Source organism: SAR202 cluster bacterium (assembly GCA_016872355.1).
Taxonomy (GTDB): domain Bacteria; phylum Chloroflexota; class Dehalococcoidia; order Lucifugimonadales; family VGZY01; genus VGZY01.
This window is the reverse complement of the sequence record VGZY01000007.1, coordinates 62,088-79,036: the sequence shown is the minus strand read 5'-3', so window position 1 is coordinate 79,036 and position 16,949 is coordinate 62,088. Positions and strand designations below refer to the sequence as shown.

Sequence of the window (16,949 nt, the reverse complement as noted above, 5' to 3'; positions counted from 1 at the left end):
CTTTAAATCTACACTCAGAAACCTCTTCCCCCCCCTTCCCTCCCCCCCCCCCCCCCCCCCCCCCCCCCCCCAACCCACCCCCCCCCAAACCCTCCCCCCCCCCCCCCCCCCCCCCCCCCGGTTCGTCCAGGACTTTGAGCTCACCGATCACAACGGTGATCAGTTCCGACTGGGCGCCTCCGACCGGCCACTCGCAATGATCTACTTCGGCTACACCTACTGCCCCGACGTGTGCCCCATGAGCCTCGCCGATATGCTCAAGGTCAAGCGCGCACTGGGTGACCGGGCGGACGAGATCACCTTCCTGATGATCACCGTGGACCCGGAGCGCGATACGCCCGCCGCCCTCAAGAACCGCCTCTCCGTCTTCGATCCCACCTTCCTGGGCCTCTATGGTGAGCGCCCCACGCTGGAAGCGATATGGGACGACTTTGGCGTCTCGGTGGTGAGGGAGAACGTGCAGGGAAGCGCGGCCGGCTACCTCATAGCCCATAGCGCGTTTCTGTACCTTGTAGGCCGCGACGGCGAGCTCCACGTCCAGTTCCCGTTCGGGGCGCTGCCTGAAGACATGGTCAAAGATATCAACCGCGTCCTCGATGAAGGAGTCAACTAAATGTCACACTGTAACCTGAAGCTGGTCTCAATGCTCGCCCTTGCCGCGCTGCTGGCGCTCCTGCTGGCCGCGTGCGACGAAGACGAGCCGTCCGCAACACCCGTCCCGCCGACCGCTACCGCGCAGCCCGCCGCGAAGATAGGCGTGCAGGGCGCGTGGGCCAGGCCGGCGTCCACGACGAGCCCAAGCTCCATGACGCCAGCCGCTTCCATGACGCCCGGCATGATGGGCTCGGGGACCCCAGGCGCGATGATGGGTAGCCCAACCGCCGGAATGATGGGCTCAGGCGCAACCTCCGCCGTCTACATGACCATCGTGAACGACGGCAACAAGGGCGATGCCCTCGTCTCCGCCCGCAGCGACGTCGCAACCAGGACGGAGCTGCACGAATCGAAGATGGTGGACAACGTCATGCGCATGTCGCCCGTCGAGCTGATCGAGGTCCCCGCAGGCGGCAAGGCAGAGCTAAAGCAGGGGGCCTCCACGTCATGCTCCTGGACCTGAAGCAAGACGTCAAAGTCGGCGACAGCGTCATCGTAATACTCAGCTTCCGTGACAGCGGCAATGTCACCGTCGAAGCCGAAGTCAGGGCGCCGTAGCCCTATGGACACCCAGCGGAAGAAGAAGCTCATCCTCCTCTGGGCCGCCGGTGTCGCACTGGCCTGCGCCCTCTACGCAGCCTGGATGTACTGGGCGAAGGTCTTGAATGCCCGGAGGAGATTGTCATAACAATTCCGGCCGGCACTACGGAGAGGCTCGCGCGCGGGGAGGATTTTGACCCTATCCCGCGCGAGATCTTTCTACGTAGCAAGGATACGTTTGTACTTAGAAACGAGGACACGGCGCCGCACAAGCTCGGAGGGCTGTACGTACAGCCCGGCGGCGCCGCGTCCCAGGTGTTCAAGAACCCCGGGCGCTTCGACTACGTATGCTCAGCCCACCCGGACGGCCAGCTCACGTACCACGTATCCCCCGGCCCAAACCCTACCGTACTACTCGGTGCACAGTTAACCCTCGCAGGAATTCTGGTGCAAGTATCCGGGCTGATAATGGGAGGGTTTACGGGTATCCGCGGCATAGGGGCGCTCGCGGGCGGCGCTATGGTGCTGCTCGTGGGCGTTCTGACATTCGTGGAGGGAGCGGGTGTAGGAGAGTCCGACTACGTAGTCCCGGCCGAAAACCCATTCCCCGCGACGGCCGCCTCTATCGACCAGGGAAAGACTTCCTACCTCCAGTTCTGCTCCGTCTGCCACGGCGACGGAGGGCTTGGCGACGGCCCGCTCGCGTCCTCGCTTGACCCTGCGCCCAGCGACCTTAACGAGCACGTGCCGATCCACCCGGACAGCTATCTTTTCGCCACCGTCTCCAACGGCCTCCCGGGCTCAGGCATGCCGGCGCTGGGCGGCGCGATGACCGAGGAGGAGATATGGCGCCTGATCAACTACCTGCGCGATTTCGCAGGTAAACAGTGAGGCCGGCATGGATGACACCACAGTGGGCCACAACAGAGGGAGAATGCGGCGGGCGGTCTTCATCGACGCGGCGACGCTGATTGCCGGCGCGCTTGCGTTCCTGTGGGCGGGCGCCGTAGTTGGGCGCGCCGCTGACCGCGCGGCGGATTTCAGCATATCGCTGTACCAGGGGGATAGCGCGGATGGCGGCGAGTCGCTCGGGCTCTCGGAACTGCGCGGGAAGCCGGTGATCGTCAACTTCTGGGCGGTCTGGTGCGGCCCGTGCCGCGAAGAGATGCCCATATTCGAGCACGTTTACCGGGACTACGGGCACCTGGGGCTGACGGTTGTCGGCGTGGACATGGGCCTGCCGGGGGAGGCGAGCGAGCAGCAGGCGCGGGACTTCATCCGCGAGATTGGGGTGACGTACCCTGTGGGCATCCCGCCGTCGGAAGAGGCGCGGGCGGCATACGGCGTATCTGGTCTGCCGGTAACGGTGTGCATCGACCGCAGAGGCAAGATCGCAAGCCGCTGGTCGGGGGCCATCACGGACGAGGCGCTGGACCAGCAGGTCCGGTTGATACTGGCGGACTGACGCGTGGGTCTATTTACCTTCCAGTACCTGGCGGACTTTACGGGCCATGGCATCCGTCGTGTACGGCTTCTGTATGAAGGCATCGGTCGCAACCGTGACAGTCCCGCCGCCGCTGTGGACCAGGCTGTCCTCTGGGTATCCGGAAGTGAAGAGCACCCTCGTGTTCGGCCGCGTTTCGCGCAGCTTCTCGGCCAGTTCCCTCCCGCCCATGAACGGCATGACCACGTCCGTAATCAGGAGGTCGATGTTCTCGTCCTGGTGCTCGGCGCACACCCGAAGCGCCTCGACGCCGTTGGAAGCGGTGAGCACTTTGTAGCCCCAACGCCTGAGGAGCCGGTCATAGATTTCCCGTACCGAGCCGTCGTCCTCCACCAGCAGAACGGTTTCCGTGCCTGTGGGGGACCCGGCCAGCCCGGCTTTGATATCCACCACGGTGGAAGGCTGGTCAACCAGCGGCAGATATACACGGAAGGTGGAGCCCTTGCCGAGGTCGCTCTCCACTGTTATGTGTCCTCCCGCCTGGGTGACTATGCCGTGGCAGGTTGAGAGGCCCAGCCCGGTGCCCTTGCCGACTGCCTTGGTGGTGAAGAAGGGGACGAAGAGTTGCGACCTGACCTCCTCCGACATCCCGACGCCAGTGTCCGTTATTGAGACCACTGCATAGCGCTTCCCTGTCGATTTCTCCTGTGCGCCGTCGCCATGATGGGTGGTCTGCCTGTTTATCTCAATCTGTATTCGGCCGCCCATGGGCATCGCGTCCCGCGCATTCACCACCATATTGACCAGCACAGTCTCCATCTGTCCGGGGTCCACTCGTACCAGGCAGGACTCTGAAGAGGGCAGGGTCACCAGCTCAATCGATTCGCCGATGAGACGGCGAAGCATCTTGTGGAGCGCTGCGATTGTCTCATTCATCTCGATATTGCGCGGCTCCACCACCTGCCTGCGGGAGAAGGTGAGGAGTTGGCGAGTGAGATGCGTCGCGTGGTCGGCTGCCTTCTGGATCTCCTTATAGTACGTGACGTTCTGGTCGCCCGGCTTGGCGGTCATCTGGCCGACCTGGCAGTAGGCAAGAATGGCCGACAGGAGGTTATTGAAGTCGTGGGCGACCCCTCCGGCGAGCGTGCCGATGGCCTCCATCTTCTGTGTCTGCACGAGCTGCGATTCCAGTTTACGGCGGTTTTCCACCTCGACGCTCAGGGAGTTGTACGCCTTTTCCAACTCGGCCGTCCGCTCTTTGACGCGCGCCTCGAGCTCGTCATGCGCCTTGCGGAGCTGTCCCTCGGCCCACTTTCGCTCCGTGAGGTCGTGGCCTATCAGGACCATGCCGAAGGGCTCCTCGCCGCTGCCGCGGATGGGTGAAATGGACATGGAAAGGGGTGCAAGGGCGCCAAAGGCCGTCTTGACGGCTATCTCCATTTCGGACTTTGTGCCGGAGAGCATAAGGTCCCGGATCTGTTGCGCTCCTGCGGAGCCCCGCCCGTCGGGGAAGTAAAGAAGCTGCTCTATCGGTTTCCCCAGGAGCTGAGCGCGGTTCAGGCCGGTGATGCGCATCGCGGCGGGGTTGACCTCTCTGATCCGCCCGTCATGGCCTGCGAGGAAGAACGCGTCAGTCATCTGGCCAATTGTTTCCCTGGCGACAATAAGCATCTCGGGCGCAAACAGGTCGTGCTTCCAGATTGCATACGCGAAGAAGCCCATCCCCGCCACGTAGAAAGCGTAAACGAAGTTGGGGTATTCAAGGCCGATTGCGGGCATGGCGATTACGCTCGCGGTGAACGCCACGATTGGAATCCATGCGCCCAGGAGGATAAACGACGCCTGTTTGGTCAGCCGGCGGTTGTGGGACTCCATTACGTACCGCAGCAGGAGGGCCACCCCGCCTCCCAGTACGGCGACGGTCCATGCGGCAGCGAGAACACCTGCGAAGGTGCCCCGAGGGAAATCATAAGTCCAGCCCCAGTAGGCGGGGTGCAGGTTACCGGAAATCAGGACTGTGGAGAGGTCAAATGCGGCGATGAGAATGGCCGGGAGGTAAACTGCGGGAAGCGTGGCACGATGATGGAGCGGTCGTTCACGTTCGCTGAGGAGGAGGGACAGGTGGAGGAAGGTGGCGGGGATCAAGGGCCATGCGAATGCGGCCCTCATCCAGAGCCAGGCTTCGTGGCTGCCGTCGGCCTGGCGAAGGCCGAACTCGCACAACGCAGAATAGGCCACCGCGACCGACAACCCCATGAAGACACGGTTCAGTGGGTTTTTCGTATCGCGCGCAAGGACGAAGGCGCCCAGGCAGAGGCTCGCCATCGCCGAGAGGAGTGAGATCAGCGCGTAGATGGCCATATTCGAATGTTAAACCCCTTCTACTATGTTTACGCCGCGAGAGGGGGGAAACGTTACATTTGACGCATTATTTCGACGATTTGCCCTTTTCGCCGCCGTCGCCCGGGTCGCTTCGCTCGCCCCACCACGCTCGCAGACGCTCAGCGACGCGGGCCTCATAGCCGTTAGTCCCGGGGATGTAGTAGCGCTTGCCCTTGAGACTTTCAGGCAGGTTTTGCATTGGAGTGAAGTTGCCCTCGAAGTCGTGGGCGTACCTGTAGCCCTTGCCGTAGCCCATGTTCTTTCATCAGGCCCGTGACGGCGTGCGCAGGTGCATGGGGACGGGGTCGTTGCGGGTCTTCTGAACGTCATCGATCGCCTTGTTGATTGCCATGTACGAGGCGTTGCTCTTGGGCGCGGTGGCCAGATATACCGCCGCTTCTGAGAGGACGATGCGACCCTCCGGCATGCCGATGAAGTGCACGGCCTGCTGCGCGGCGACGGCTATGGGCAGGGCGTGCGGGTCGGCCATGCCTATGTCTTCCGCCGCCAGGATGACAAGTCGCCGGGCGATGAACAACGGGTCCTCCCCCGCCTCAATCATGCGCGCCAGGTAGTAGACGGCTGCGTCCGGATCGGAGCCGCGAACGGACTTGATAAACGCAGAGATAGTGTCGTAGTGCTGGTCTCCCGCGCGGTCGTAGAGCTGCGTGCGCTGTTGGGCGGCCTCCGCGACGATCTCGGCGGTGACGTGGCGCGAGCCGTCCGCAGCTAGCGTGCCCGCCTTTGCTGACACCTCCAGGATATTGAGCCCCATGCGCGCGTCGCCGTTGGCGATAGTCACCATTAGCTTCATCGCATCGTCGTCGATCCTCAGGTCCAGGTTGCCGAGGCCGCGCTCTTTGTCCGTTGCGGCCATGCGTATGATGCGCTCGGTCTGCTCGTCCGTGAGCGGCTTGAGGGTGAAGACGCGGGCGCGGGAGAGCAGGGGGGAGTTGACCTCGAACGAGGGGTTCTCCGTCGTCGCGCCGATCAGGACGATTGTGCCGTCCTCCACATGGGGAAGGATCACGTCCTGCTGCGCCTTGTTGAAGCGGTGGATCTCGTCGATGAACAGGATCGTCCGAAGCCCCTGTTGGCCCAGGCGGTCGCGCGCCTCCTTGATCACCTGTCGCAGCTCGGCTACCCCCGAGCCGACGGCGCTGATGGGCGTGAAGTGGCTCTTTGTCACGTGGGATATCAGGAACGCCAGTGTGGTCTTACCCGTGCCCGGAGGCCCCCAGAAGATCATAGAGGGGACCTGGTCGGCCTCGATGGCGCGGCGCAGCACGCGGCCCGGCCCGACGAGGTGCTCCTGCCCCACGTACTCGTCAAAGTTGCGCGGCCTCATGCGGGAGGCCAGCGGCGCCTCACGTTCAAGCCGCCCTTTTGCGCTGTGCTCGAAGAGAGTCATAGGGTATGGGGTTCAGCCTCGATTCGAAGACTTCCCGATTCCCGGGGGTCATAGAGTATCTGCGACATCGGGGTTCAGAGCAAGGTCCAGGGTATGGTTAGACCGGGAACCAGCCTATGGGGACATTGTATACCAACCCCTTTCTATTGACCCTCAACTTTGGCCGTTGCTAGAATGGGTAACGTCGGCAAGCGCGCCAAAAAGATATGATAACCATAGGCCTGACCGGCGGCATCGGCACCGGCAAATCGACGGTCGCGGCGATACTCAAGGAGCTGGGCGCCGAGGTAATCGACGCCGATAAGGTGGGCCACGAGGTCTACCGCAATGGCGCGCCCGGCTGGGCCGCAGTTGTGTCGGCATTCGGCGAGGGCATTCTGGCGGAAAACGGCGAGGTGGACCGCCGGAAGCTGGGCGCCATCGTCTTCGCCGACAAGGCGGCGCTGGAGCATCTCAACGCAATTGTGCATCCGCTGATCCGCGAGCGCGTCCAGGCGATGCTTGACGATGCGCGGGCCCGAGGCGTTGAGGTCGCGGTCGTTGAAGCCGCCGTGATGGTGGAGTCCAGGTGGTCCTCCCTCGTGGACGAAATCTGGGTCACCGACGCCGCCGAGGAGCGCGCTATCGAGCGTGTTTGCGGCAGAAACGGCCTGACGGAAGAGGCCGTCCGCGCCAGGATCAAGTCTCAGATGCCCCAGAGCCGGCGAATCCTCCTGGCCGACGTCGTCATCGAAAATAACGGCAGCAAAGATGAGCTGCAAGCCCGTGTCGAGGCGCTATGGCGCGACCGGGCACCCCAAATCAGGAAGCGCAAGTCCAGCTAATGACAAACCGCACTCAGACCCTTTACCGCAGCTACATTATCGAAGAGTACCACCTGACCAAGGAGCCTTACTACGTGCCCGTGGGCGATGAGGTGGAGCTCTTCATGGCGGCGTATAGCCAGAAGATACCGGTCCTGTTCAAGGGCCCCACCGGCTGCGGCAAGACCCGGTTCGTCGAGTACATGTCGTACCAGCTGGGCAAGTCGCTCAGGACGGTCAAGAAGCAGGCCGGAAACGGCGGAGCGGACTCAACCGCTACCCAGCACAATCTGCCTCTGGTGACCATTGCGTGCCACGAGGACCTGACGGCGAGCGACCTTGTGGGCCGCTACCTGCTGCAGGGCGACAGCACCATCTGGATCGACGGTCCTCTCACCCGCGCTGTGAAGGCCGGCGGTATCTGCTACCTGGACGAGATCGTCGAGGCGCGTAAGGATACGACGGTCCTTATTCACCCGCTCACCGACCACCGTCGCATCCTTCCCATTGAGAAGCGCGGCGAGCTGCTGGAGGCGGCGGACGGCTTCCTGCTGGTGATGTCTTACAACCCGGGCTACCAGAGCGCGTTGAAGGACTTGAAGCACAGCACGCGCCAGCGCTTTGTGTCCATCGAGTTCAACCCGCCGCCGAGGGAGATCGAGGCGAAGATCATCGAGCACGAGGCGGGAGTGGACACGGACACGGCGAACCGGCTTGCGAAGCTGGGCGAGAAGATACGCAACCTGAAGGAGCACGGCCTTGCTGAGGGCGCGAGCACGCGCCTGCTGATCTACGCGGGCAAGATGATCGCCCAGGGGATTGCGCCGCGCAGGGCCTGCCAGGTCGCCGTGAACTGGTCTGTGACTGACGACAAGTCGCTGCAGAGCAGCATCCAGGAGGTCGCGGCCTCGATCTTCGAGTAACTGCGGCGGTTGAGCTACATCGGCATAAAGGGAGGCCGCGGAACGAAGCGTACCGTCGGCCTCCCGGTTTTTTGGGGGGGGCCGGAAGGTCTGTCATGTCCTCTTTCGAAAATACATTGCGGCGGTGCCTGGACGCCTGTCCCAAACGGGCGGTGGACGACTCTGCGCTCCAGCCCGCCGGGATAATGGTCATTGTCTATCCCAAGGACGGTGAGCTTTGCCTGCTGCTGAACAAGCGCAGCGCGCACGTTGAGAGGCATAAAGGGGAGATAGCTTTCCCCGGAGGGCGGATGGACCCGGCGGACCGTGACCTGCGCGACACAGCGCTCAGGGAAACGCACGAGGAGATGGGGATAGCGCCGGCGGACATTACTGTGCTCGGCGAGCTTGACGACGTGGCTACGAGCACGGGATTCGTCATCAGCCCTTACGTCGGGACGATTCCGTACCCGTACCCGTGGGAACCGAGCGAGCGGGAGGTTGCCGCCGTTCTGGAGATTCCCCTGGCGGCGCTATATGATAAAAGATGCCGTCGCGATGAGGTAAGGCTGACCGGCGGAAGGCTGGTGGCATGGCCGGGGTATGCGTACGGCGGCGAGGTTATCTGGGGCGCGACGGCGCAGGTGATTCACAGGCTATTCGAGGTTATTGAGAGCGGCGCGGCGGAGATGGGGTTGGGGAGATAAGAGGGACAGCCGAGGCAGAGGGCGACACCCTCTCTGTCGCTCAGAGCAGCTACATCTCCCCCTGAGGGGGAGATACAGAATGGTGAGACCCGCTGGGATCCAGGAGGCTTCGTGGAAGAGTCGGGGTTGAACAACATAGACCGCATCAGGGGCGAGCTGCAGAAGTTCCCTCCAGTGGCGCTGGAAGACTTCAATGCGGCGCTGTCCGTCCTCGCCGTCACCATGCGGAAGGACCAGATGGATACGTGGGCGGAGTGTGGACTCGCCATCGCGCAGCAGTCTGTGCGTTCCTGGGAAGCTGCGTGCCAGTACTTCAGGGCCAGCCCGCGCATCTTCGGGCAGATGCCGTTCAACTACTTCATGAAGTGGGTGGAGAGCGGCACGGCCCTCAGCCAGGAATCGCCCACGCTGGCGGCTTGCTACTTCACCTCAAGCCCCTCCACGCTCTCCAAGCTGCGTCCCAGGTACGTAGAGAACTGGGCGGCCATGGGTAAGAGCCTCTATAAGGGCACGTGGAAGTCCAGCACCCTTGCATGTAAATTCTTCCAGTCCGGGTCCGTACTGGTCGAAGCGCTCACCGTGCCGGAGCTCGACAAGTTCGTGGGGTTTCTGGACGTGCTGGCCAACCGCTCGTACGACGCGGCGGTGGACTGCCTGGCGCTCTCCGAGAAGGTATTTCCGCTGCTGGCGACGGCCGGCGACACCAAGGGCGCGCTGATTTCTCTGTCCACGGCCCTGTCTGACGTGAGCTGGAGGCAGGTAAAGGGGCTGTACGAGGCGCTGGCGAAGGCTCTTCCGGCAGTCCAGCCGGACCAGCGCAAGCGCTACCTGGCAATAGCCGACAGCCTCAACAAGGCCGGCAACATGAACGTGCCGGCCGCCATGCTGGATGTGTCTCAGGCGCTCTCCCAGGTCCCCGAAGAGCACCACGAGAGGCTTCTGGAGCTCTCTGAGGCGCTGCTGCGCGAGGCGCCGGCCGCAATGCCGGACTTCATCAAGAGCACGCCGGCCGCGATGGAGCGCGTCACGATCAACCAGCTCGAAAAGTGGTTCGAGGAGGGCGTGCGGCTGATGCACGAGAACCCTGACGGGGGACTCGCCTTCTTTCGTCTGGAGTCATCGCGCTCCCAGGCGTCGCTGGAGGCATTGTCCGCCAGTATTGAGTTCACCCGTATCCAGGACCTGATGGAGCTCTACTGCCGCGCGCTGGCGGGGGCGGAGGTGAAGCTGGCGGCGAGCGAGGAGTTGGCGGAGAAGAAGATAGGGTGGGTATCCAGCGAGGCGCCGACGACGGAGGGCACAACGGTCTATGTGCCCAATCTTGTCGACAAGTACGCCACAAAGCAGGAGAACTTCGCCCTGTTCAAGGTCGTGTCCACGCACCAGGTGGCACACCTCGAGTTCGGGAGCTTCGACTTCCAGTACGAGAGGCCTTCGACGCTGTTCCAGGACATGCGGCCGGAGCTGGGGGGGCGGGAGCCGGCAGTGAGCAGTGGGCAGTTGGCAGTCAGCAAGAAAGAGCAGCCGAAGGCGGAAGGCGAAAGCACTGCCGCCAAGCTGCAGAAGGCGATGGAGGCGGTGACTGACAATGGCAGCGATGACAGCGCGGAGCGCGGGTGGCTAACCGATATGCAGCGCTACTTCGACCTTTTCGACGAGCGCAAGCTGGCGCTGGACATCTTCACCGTTGTGGAGGACTCGAGGCTGGACTCGCGCGTGAAGGCGGAGTACGCGGGCATCAAGCGAGCCTACATCAGCGTGCAGCGCGATTCCCTGTCCGGAAGGCCGGAGATAAAGTCGCTCCCCATGAAAGAGGCAATGATGGAGATGCTCGTGCGCCTTAGCCTTGAGCATCAGGGCGAGATACCCGTGCCGGCAGAGTACGTGGCGCAGGCGCGCCAGATCGCGGCAATTGCCCGCCAGGTGACCGACGCGCGCGCCAATGTGGAGGATACCGCGGAGGCGACGCTCCGCATCTACGCCATCCTGGCCGACGTGCCTAACGAGAAGATCGACGAGGACGAGTGGGCGGACTTCGATCCCAGCGACGAGGGAGACGACGACGAACAGGAGCAGTCGTTCGAAGAGATGCTGCAGAACCTGCTGAACGGGATGGGCGGCGAGTCGCAGAACAAGGGTGCGGAGGAGCAGGAGTACCAGCCCTCCGAGGACGTGGACTATCGCGGCGACTTCAAGCCGGAGATGGTGCAGCTACTCTCCCAGCTTCGGATGCAGAAGGGGCAGAGCGGCGAAGGCGAGTCGCAGGAGATCACGCAGGAGCAGCTTGAGGAGCTGCTCAAGAACTCGGCGGAGCTCGACATGGAAGGGGACGGTGCGGACCTGCAGAAGGTCAGCGCGGAGATGACCGACAACCTGATGAAGCAGGCCGGCACGGCCACACCGAACAACCCGGAGGGCGGCCAGGTGCCGCATGCTCATGTGGACGAGGACGGCGGCGCGCTGGACGCTGACGAGCCTCAGACGTTCGTCTACGACGAATGGGACTTCCGCGCCAACGACTACAAGCCGCGCTGGTGCATCGTGCGGCAGAAGCCGATGGCGGAGGGCGACCCCGCCTACTATGGCACGACGCTCCATAGCTACGGCGCGCTCGTGGACCAGATACGCCGCCAGTTTGAGCTGATGGTGCCCGAGATGTTCCGCAAGGTGCGCAGGCTGGAGGACGGCGAGGAGATCGACATCGACGACGTTATCGAGGCGATGGTCGATATCAGGACCGGCTCCAGCCCGAGCGACAAGCTGTTCTGGCGCCGCAACAAGGTCCAGCGCGACGTCGCCGTGGTCTTCCTGTTGGACACCAGCGCGTCCACGGCCGAGGCCATCGACGAGACGCGCAAGGGCTCGGACGACTGGGACGCGCCGAGCGACCCCGTAGAGTACATGGCGTGGCTCCGCAACCGTCGCGGCGACGGGATGAAGCGCTCCTACAAGCGCATCATCGACCTGGAGAAGGAGGCTTGCGTCCTCCTCACCCACGCGCTGGAGGCTATCGGCGACGTGTACGGCATCTACGCATTCTCCGGCTACGGCCGCGAGAACGTGGAGTTCTACACGATCAAGGACATCAACGAGACCTTCGGCGAGAAGGTCAAGAAGCGCATCGATAAGATCGCGCCGCTGCACGCCACGCGCATGGGGCCAGCGATACGCCACGCAGCCTCAAAGCTGGAGCACAGCACAGCCAAGACGAAGCTGCTGTTCCTGATCAGCGACGGCCGCCCGCAGGACCGCGGCTACAGCCGCGAGGGCGTGGAGAAGGAGTACGCCGTCCACGACACGAAGGCCGCGCTGGACGAGGCGCGCGCCCAGGGCGTCATGTCCTTCTGCCTGACGGTGGACAAGAACGGCCACGACTACCTGAAGACGATGATGGACGACATGGGCTACGAGGTCCTGGACGACATCTTCACCCTGCCTCGCCGCCTGCTCTACCTGTACGAGCGGCTGACGATGTAGCGGAACCCCGCTCAAATGAAATCACAAACAGGCCACGCACGTCGTACGTGGCCTGTTTTTTTGATTACTGGTTCTAGTGGGCCGCGGCGTCACTCACATCCTGGCCGATGGGTGCGAAGATGTGCGGCGCCTGGTCGCCATGGACGACCAGCTGGCCCGCCGCGCCTTTCAACAGGCGGCCCAGGCTGTGGTCCACGAGCGTGTACGTGCCGGGAACCTCGACCTTGAAGTCCACCCAGGCCGCGCCGCCCGCCGGGACGAGAGTCGTCTGCACGTTCTTCGTGCCTTCCGACGCGCCCTCCATGTGGACCTCATCGTAGATCTCTCCGATGACGTGGAAGCTCGACGTGATGTTGGGTCCGCCGACGCCGAAGTAGATTCTGACCCTGTCGCCGACGTTGGCCGTCAGCGCCTTGTCGCCGACCAGGGAGCCGACCTCGCCGTTGAAGACCACATAGTCCGCGTTCTCGTCCACCATCTTCTGCAGGGAGAATGTGTGGAGCCCCTGAGCGTCGCGTCCCTCGTTAGTGTACAGGTCGCCCTGCATGACGTAGAACTCCTTGTCCACCTTCGGCAGGCCGCCCTCCGGCTCCACCAGGATCAGGCCGTACATCCCATTCGAGATGTGCTGCGGAATCAGGGACGTCGCGCAGTGGTAGACGTACAGTCCGGGGTTCAGCGCCTTGAAGCTGAACGACTTCTCCTTACCCGGGCTGACCTGCGTGTAGACGGCCCCGCCGCCTGGGCCGGTGACGGAGTTAAGGTCGATGGAGTGAGCGGCCCTGGACTCGTCGCTGTTCGCCAGCGTGAGCTCAACCGTGTCGCCCTGGCGCACACGTATCATCGGGCCGGGCACGGTGCCGTTGAACGTCCAGAACTGGTAGTCCACGCCGTCCGCCAGGCGCCGCGTGACTTCCGTGGTTTCGAGATTGACGGTGACCACCGCCGGCGTCTTGCGGGAGATGGGGTCAGGCGCCAGCGGGGGCGATACCAGCTGCGCGGTCTCGGTCCGTGCCGGCCGGTTTGGGCTTGAAGCGGCGGAGCCCTGGCAAACCAACGCGACGAGAAGGATCACAGCAAATACAAAGAGGACCATCAGGGGTCTTGCTATTCGGCGCATCGACGTTATCCCTCCTGTTGAAGTCTTGTCGCTGGATATCGTCGCTTCTGGAGGTAAACGGGGCGTGAAGAAGGACGAACGAATCGTGAAAAATCCATCAAGGGTTGTTGTGGAGGGTCAGTGAGGGTAGGCGGGCAGAGAAGTGATAAGATTGTAGGTCAGGAGACATGGGTTCGAGTCCCATTGCCGGGGAGCGATCCGCGGTATAGTCTAACGGTAGGATACCTGGAAAAGCTCGCGCGAGTAGAGCCCGGCGAATACCGGGCTCTTATTTTTCGTGCTATGAAATCCATTGCTTCGAGTGGCAAGAAATGATAGACTAGACTCTTGCTTGACGTGGAATCCACGTATCTGCATACCAAATGTGATAGCTGGAGGAACTGGGTTGCATCTGGTAATTGATGGATACGGTGCTGATCCGGAAAAGCTCAAGAGCGAGGAACTGGTCCACAGATTCCTGGATGAGTATCCTGGCATCATCAAAATGACGAAGATTATTCCGCCCCAAGTGTACACCTACTATGGCCCAACCCCAGGCGACTGGGGCGTATCCGGCGTGGTGATCATCGCGGAAAGCCATATCAGCATCCACACGTTCCCTGACAGGGGCTACGTGAACATCGATATCTTCTCGTGCAAGGACTTTGACGTTGAGGCGTCCCTTGACGACGTAAAAAAGACGTTCTCGTTGTCCGAGGTCAAGACGTGGACGCTGCCGCGCGGGCTGGAGTACGAGAACCCCAGGCAGGCGGCCGCCGCGCGCGTCCCTGCGACCGCAAAGGCGTAACGCAAGCCTGCAACATCGCCATAAACAGACCTTAAACAGGTTCAGCCATGGCCCCAAAAAAAGGCGACTTATTGAAAGGTGTGCCGAGAAATTGGCACACCTTTCTTGACCTAGCGCAACCCGATAACGGCCCGGGCGACTCCCGGGTCGTTCTTCTGCCTGTGCCTTACGACAGCACCACCTCGTACCGGGGAGGGTCGCGGTACGGGCCCCGCGCCATACTGAACGCCTCGCGCCACCTGGAAGACTACGACCTGGAGCTCGACCGCGACGTTTCCGCCATGGGGATATACACCACGCCGGAAATAGAGCCGGACATGAGCGGCCCCAGGGCGATGGTCGACAGGGTAGAGCAGGCCGTCAGGGCTGTCGCTGCGCCGGGCCGGCTGGTCGGCCTGCTCGGCGGCGAGCACACCGTCACGACCGGCGCCGTCCGGGCATTGAAGGACAGCTACGCGGACATGGCCGTTCTCTACTTTGACGCGCACGCTGACCTGCGGGACGAGTATATGGACGCTCCCTGGGGGCACGCCTCGGTGGCGCGCCGCATCAACGAGATGGTCCCGACCGTGCATGTGGGAGTGCGGACGATATGCTTCGAGGAGCGCGATTTCATACGCGCCAATTCGCTACCGGTGTTCTTCTGGCCGAACGCTCCCCTCGAGCAGCAGGATATCGCGGCGAGCATCGTGTCCGCGTTGCCCGATAACGTCTACGTCTCAATAGACCTGGACGTTATCGATCCGGCTCTTATGCCCGGGGTAGGGACGCCGGAGCCCGGCGGGCTGAGCTGGGCGGAGATCACGCGGATACTGCGCGCGGTAGGGGAGAGCAAGAAGATCGTCGGGTTCGATGTCGTCGAGCTCGCCCCGGAAGAGGGTCCCGAGTCGTGCGCCTACATCGCGGCGAAGCTGGCGTACAAGGTGATGGCCTACGCCACCATCTATTCCTGAAGTTGTTGACCTTCGGGGAGCGTTCGTATAGAATGTCCTGTAGGCCGATACTAGACGTCGGCTTTGGTATTCGTTGAGTTTTACCTCACACCCGCGCCCAAGCGACTGACCGCAAAGCGAGCGCCACCGGAATACGGCGGCCGCGCCAACCGAGACCGTGCAACGGCAATCTTCCGCTCCTGTAGTTAACCCTTTCAAGTGTTACAGAAGAGCAGGGAAGATTTTGCGTTCCGGGGAGGCGGTCTTGGATTTGGCGGAATTGCTGTGCTAAACTAGTTTCTTGTCAATTCGGAGAGATGGGTGAGCGGTTAATACCACCAGACTGTAAATCTGGCGCGCGGAAGCGCTACGCAGGTTCGAATCCTGCTCTCTCCACCAACTGACTCTTTGGAACGACCGGTATCAAAATCAAAATGCCCTCATAGCTCAGTCGGCAGAGCACGTTCTTGGTAAGAACGAGGTCACCAGTTCGAATCTGGTTGAGGGCTTAATACATGGGAGAGACGGAATGGCAAAGCAGAAGTTCCTACGGGACAAGCCCCATCTTAACGTTGGGACTATCGGCCACGTTGACCACGGCAAGACAAGCTTGACCGCGGCGATCACGAAGGTGCTGGCCTCTCAGGGCCTGGCGAACTATACCCCCTTCGACCAGATCGACAATGCTCCTGAAGAGCGGGCGCGCGGCGTCACAATCGCCATCACGCACGTGGAGTACGCGACCAAGACCCGCCACTACGCCCACGTGGACTGCCCGGGCCACGCCGACTACATCAAGAACATGATCACCGGCGCGGCCCAGATGGACGGCGCCATTCTCGTGGTGAGCGCGCCGGACGGCCCGATGCCCCAGACGCGCGAGCACATCCTCCTGGCCCGCCAGGTTGAGGTGCCCAGGATCGTCGTCGCCCTGAACAAGGTCGACCTGATGGACGACCCCGAGCTGCTGGACCTCGTCGAGCTTGAGGTCCGCGAGCTTCTTACGAAGTACGGCTTCCCGGGAGATGAGATCCCAATCGTCCGCGTCAGCGCGCTGAAGGCCCTCGAGGACAACAACGTCTCCCGAGAGTCGGAGTGGGGCGGCAGGATCTGGAAGTTGATGGACGCGGTAGACACGTATATCCGCGTCCCCCAGCGCCCGAAGGACAAGCCGTTCCTGATGCCTGTTGAGGACGTTTTCAGCATCAAGGGCCGCGGCACCGTTGTGACCGGCCGCGTTGAGCAGGGCACCGTGAAGGTTGGCCAGGAAGTCGCGATTCTCGGCATGGGCGCGAACAGCAAGACTGTCGCAACCGGTATCGAGATGTTCCACAAGACTCTGGACGAGGCGGAGCCCGGAGACGCCTGCGGTCTGCTCCTGCGCGGTATTGAGCGCGATGACATCCAGCGCGGTCAGGTCCTTGCCGCGCCGGGCAGCATCACACCGCACAGCGAGGCGCTGGCCCAGGTCTACGTTCTGTCCAAGGAAGAGGGCGGCCGCCATACCCCGTTCTTCAGCGGGTACAAGCCGCAGTTCTACATCCGGACGACCGACGTGACCGGCGAGATCAAGCTGCCGGACGGCGTTGAGATGGTCATGCCGGGTGACAACATCGAGATGCAGATCAAGCTGCACACGCCCGTAGCTATGACGGAGAAGCTCCGCTTCGCTATCCGCGAGGGTGGCAGGACCGTGGGCTCCGGCGTTATCACCAAGATCACCAAGTAACTGCTTAGCTGTAGGCAGTCAGCAGTCGGCAGTCAGCCAGACCAGGTCCAATCGCCGGTTT

At 62.6% G+C, this 16,949-nt stretch carries 14 protein-coding genes, 2 tRNA genes and 2 pseudogenes; 15 read left to right on the top strand and 3 right to left on the bottom strand.

Going from position 1 to position 16,949, the window contains the following annotated elements; genetic code table 11:
* From FJ319_03270 to FJ319_03245, 6 genes and pseudogenes are all read left to right on the top strand, one after another.
* A pseudogene (locus FJ319_03270) lies at nt 1-119 on the top strand (flagellar motor protein MotB).
* Between the two features lie 77 nt (nt 120-196).
* Entirely contained in the window at nt 197-613 is a 417-nt protein-coding gene (locus FJ319_03265) for an SCO family protein (GenBank protein ID MBM3933312.1), read from the top strand.
* Nucleotides 614-1,117, top strand: coding sequence for a copper chaperone PCu(A)C (locus FJ319_03260; protein MBM3933311.1), 504 nt, complete (start codon nt 614-616; stop codon nt 1,115-1,117).
* Nucleotides 1,102-1,212: a copper chaperone PCu(A)C gene (locus FJ319_03255; GenBank protein ID MBM3933310.1), complete on the top strand. Its 111-nt coding sequence runs from the start codon at nt 1,102-1,104 to the stop codon at nt 1,210-1,212. Before FJ319_03260 ends, FJ319_03255 begins: the two co-directional genes overlap by 16 nt.
* A 297-nt stretch (nt 1,213-1,509) precedes the next feature.
* On the top strand, nt 1,510-2,085 hold the full coding sequence (locus FJ319_03250; GenBank protein ID MBM3933309.1) for a c-type cytochrome: 576 nt from the start codon (nt 1,510-1,512) through the stop codon (nt 2,083-2,085).
* A gap of 7 nt (nt 2,086-2,092) precedes the next feature.
* A complete protein-coding gene (locus tag FJ319_03245) occupies nt 2,093-2,659 on the top strand; it encodes a TlpA family protein disulfide reductase (GenBank protein ID MBM3933308.1) in 567 nt (188 codons plus the stop codon).
* 9 nt (nt 2,660-2,668) lie between these two features.
* On the opposite strand, the gene FJ319_03240 is transcribed toward FJ319_03245, so the two are convergent.
* Both FJ319_03240 and FJ319_03235 read right to left on the bottom strand, forming a co-directional pair.
* Entirely contained in the window at nt 2,669-4,999 is a 2,331-nt protein-coding gene (locus FJ319_03240) for a response regulator (protein ID MBM3933307.1), read from the bottom strand.
* A 67-nt stretch (nt 5,000-5,066) separates the two neighbouring features.
* Nucleotides 5,067-6,431 (bottom strand): annotated as a pseudogene (locus tag FJ319_03235) (replication-associated recombination protein A).
* Nucleotides 6,432-6,637: 206 nt separating this feature from the next.
* Here FJ319_03235 and FJ319_03230 point away from each other — a divergent pair.
* The 4 genes from FJ319_03230 to FJ319_03215 all read left to right on the top strand — a co-directional run bounded on the left by FJ319_03230 (nt 6,638) and on the right by FJ319_03215 (nt 12,320).
* Nucleotides 6,638-7,255, top strand: coding sequence for a dephospho-CoA kinase (locus FJ319_03230; GenBank protein ID MBM3933306.1), 618 nt, complete (start codon nt 6,638-6,640; stop codon nt 7,253-7,255).
* Nucleotides 7,255-8,157, top strand: a complete 903-nt coding sequence (locus tag FJ319_03225) for a CbbQ/NirQ/NorQ/GpvN family protein (protein MBM3933305.1) — start codon at nt 7,255-7,257, stop codon at nt 8,155-8,157. The genes FJ319_03230 and FJ319_03225 overlap by 1 nt, the downstream gene beginning before the upstream one ends.
* A 95-nt stretch (nt 8,158-8,252) precedes the next feature.
* The gene (locus FJ319_03220; GenBank protein ID MBM3933304.1) at nt 8,253-8,843 is read left to right on the top strand and encodes a CoA pyrophosphatase; all 591 of its coding nucleotides are present in this window, start codon (nt 8,253-8,255) and stop codon (nt 8,841-8,843) included.
* Nucleotides 8,844-8,954: 111 nt separating this feature from the next.
* Nucleotides 8,955-12,320, top strand: a complete 3,366-nt coding sequence (locus tag FJ319_03215) for a VWA domain-containing protein (protein MBM3933303.1) — start codon at nt 8,955-8,957, stop codon at nt 12,318-12,320.
* Between the two features lie 73 nt (nt 12,321-12,393).
* Here FJ319_03215 and nirK read toward each other — a convergent pair whose 3' ends face one another.
* The gene (nirK, locus tag FJ319_03210) at nt 12,394-13,440 is read right to left on the bottom strand and encodes a nitrite reductase, copper-containing (GenBank protein ID MBM3933302.1); all 1,047 of its coding nucleotides are present in this window, start codon (nt 13,438-13,440) and stop codon (nt 12,394-12,396) included.
* A gap of 367 nt (nt 13,441-13,807) precedes the next feature.
* On the opposite strand from nirK, the gene speD reads away from it, so the two are divergent.
* From speD to tuf, 5 genes are all read left to right on the top strand, one after another.
* Nucleotides 13,808-14,227, top strand: a complete 420-nt coding sequence (gene speD / locus FJ319_03205) for an adenosylmethionine decarboxylase (protein MBM3933301.1) — start codon at nt 13,808-13,810, stop codon at nt 14,225-14,227.
* Nucleotides 14,228-14,274: 47 nt separating this feature from the next.
* A complete protein-coding gene (gene speB / locus FJ319_03200) occupies nt 14,275-15,180 on the top strand; it encodes an agmatinase (GenBank protein ID MBM3933300.1) in 906 nt (301 codons plus the stop codon).
* A 290-nt stretch (nt 15,181-15,470) separates the two neighbouring features.
* Nucleotides 15,471-15,558, top strand: a tRNA-Tyr gene (locus tag FJ319_03195).
* Between the two features lie 37 nt (nt 15,559-15,595).
* A tRNA-Thr gene (locus FJ319_03190) sits at nt 15,596-15,668 on the top strand.
* A gap of 20 nt (nt 15,669-15,688) precedes the next feature.
* Nucleotides 15,689-16,888, top strand: a complete 1,200-nt coding sequence (gene tuf / locus FJ319_03185) for an elongation factor Tu (GenBank protein ID MBM3933299.1) — start codon at nt 15,689-15,691, stop codon at nt 16,886-16,888.
* Nucleotides 16,889-16,949: the final 61 nt, after the last annotated feature.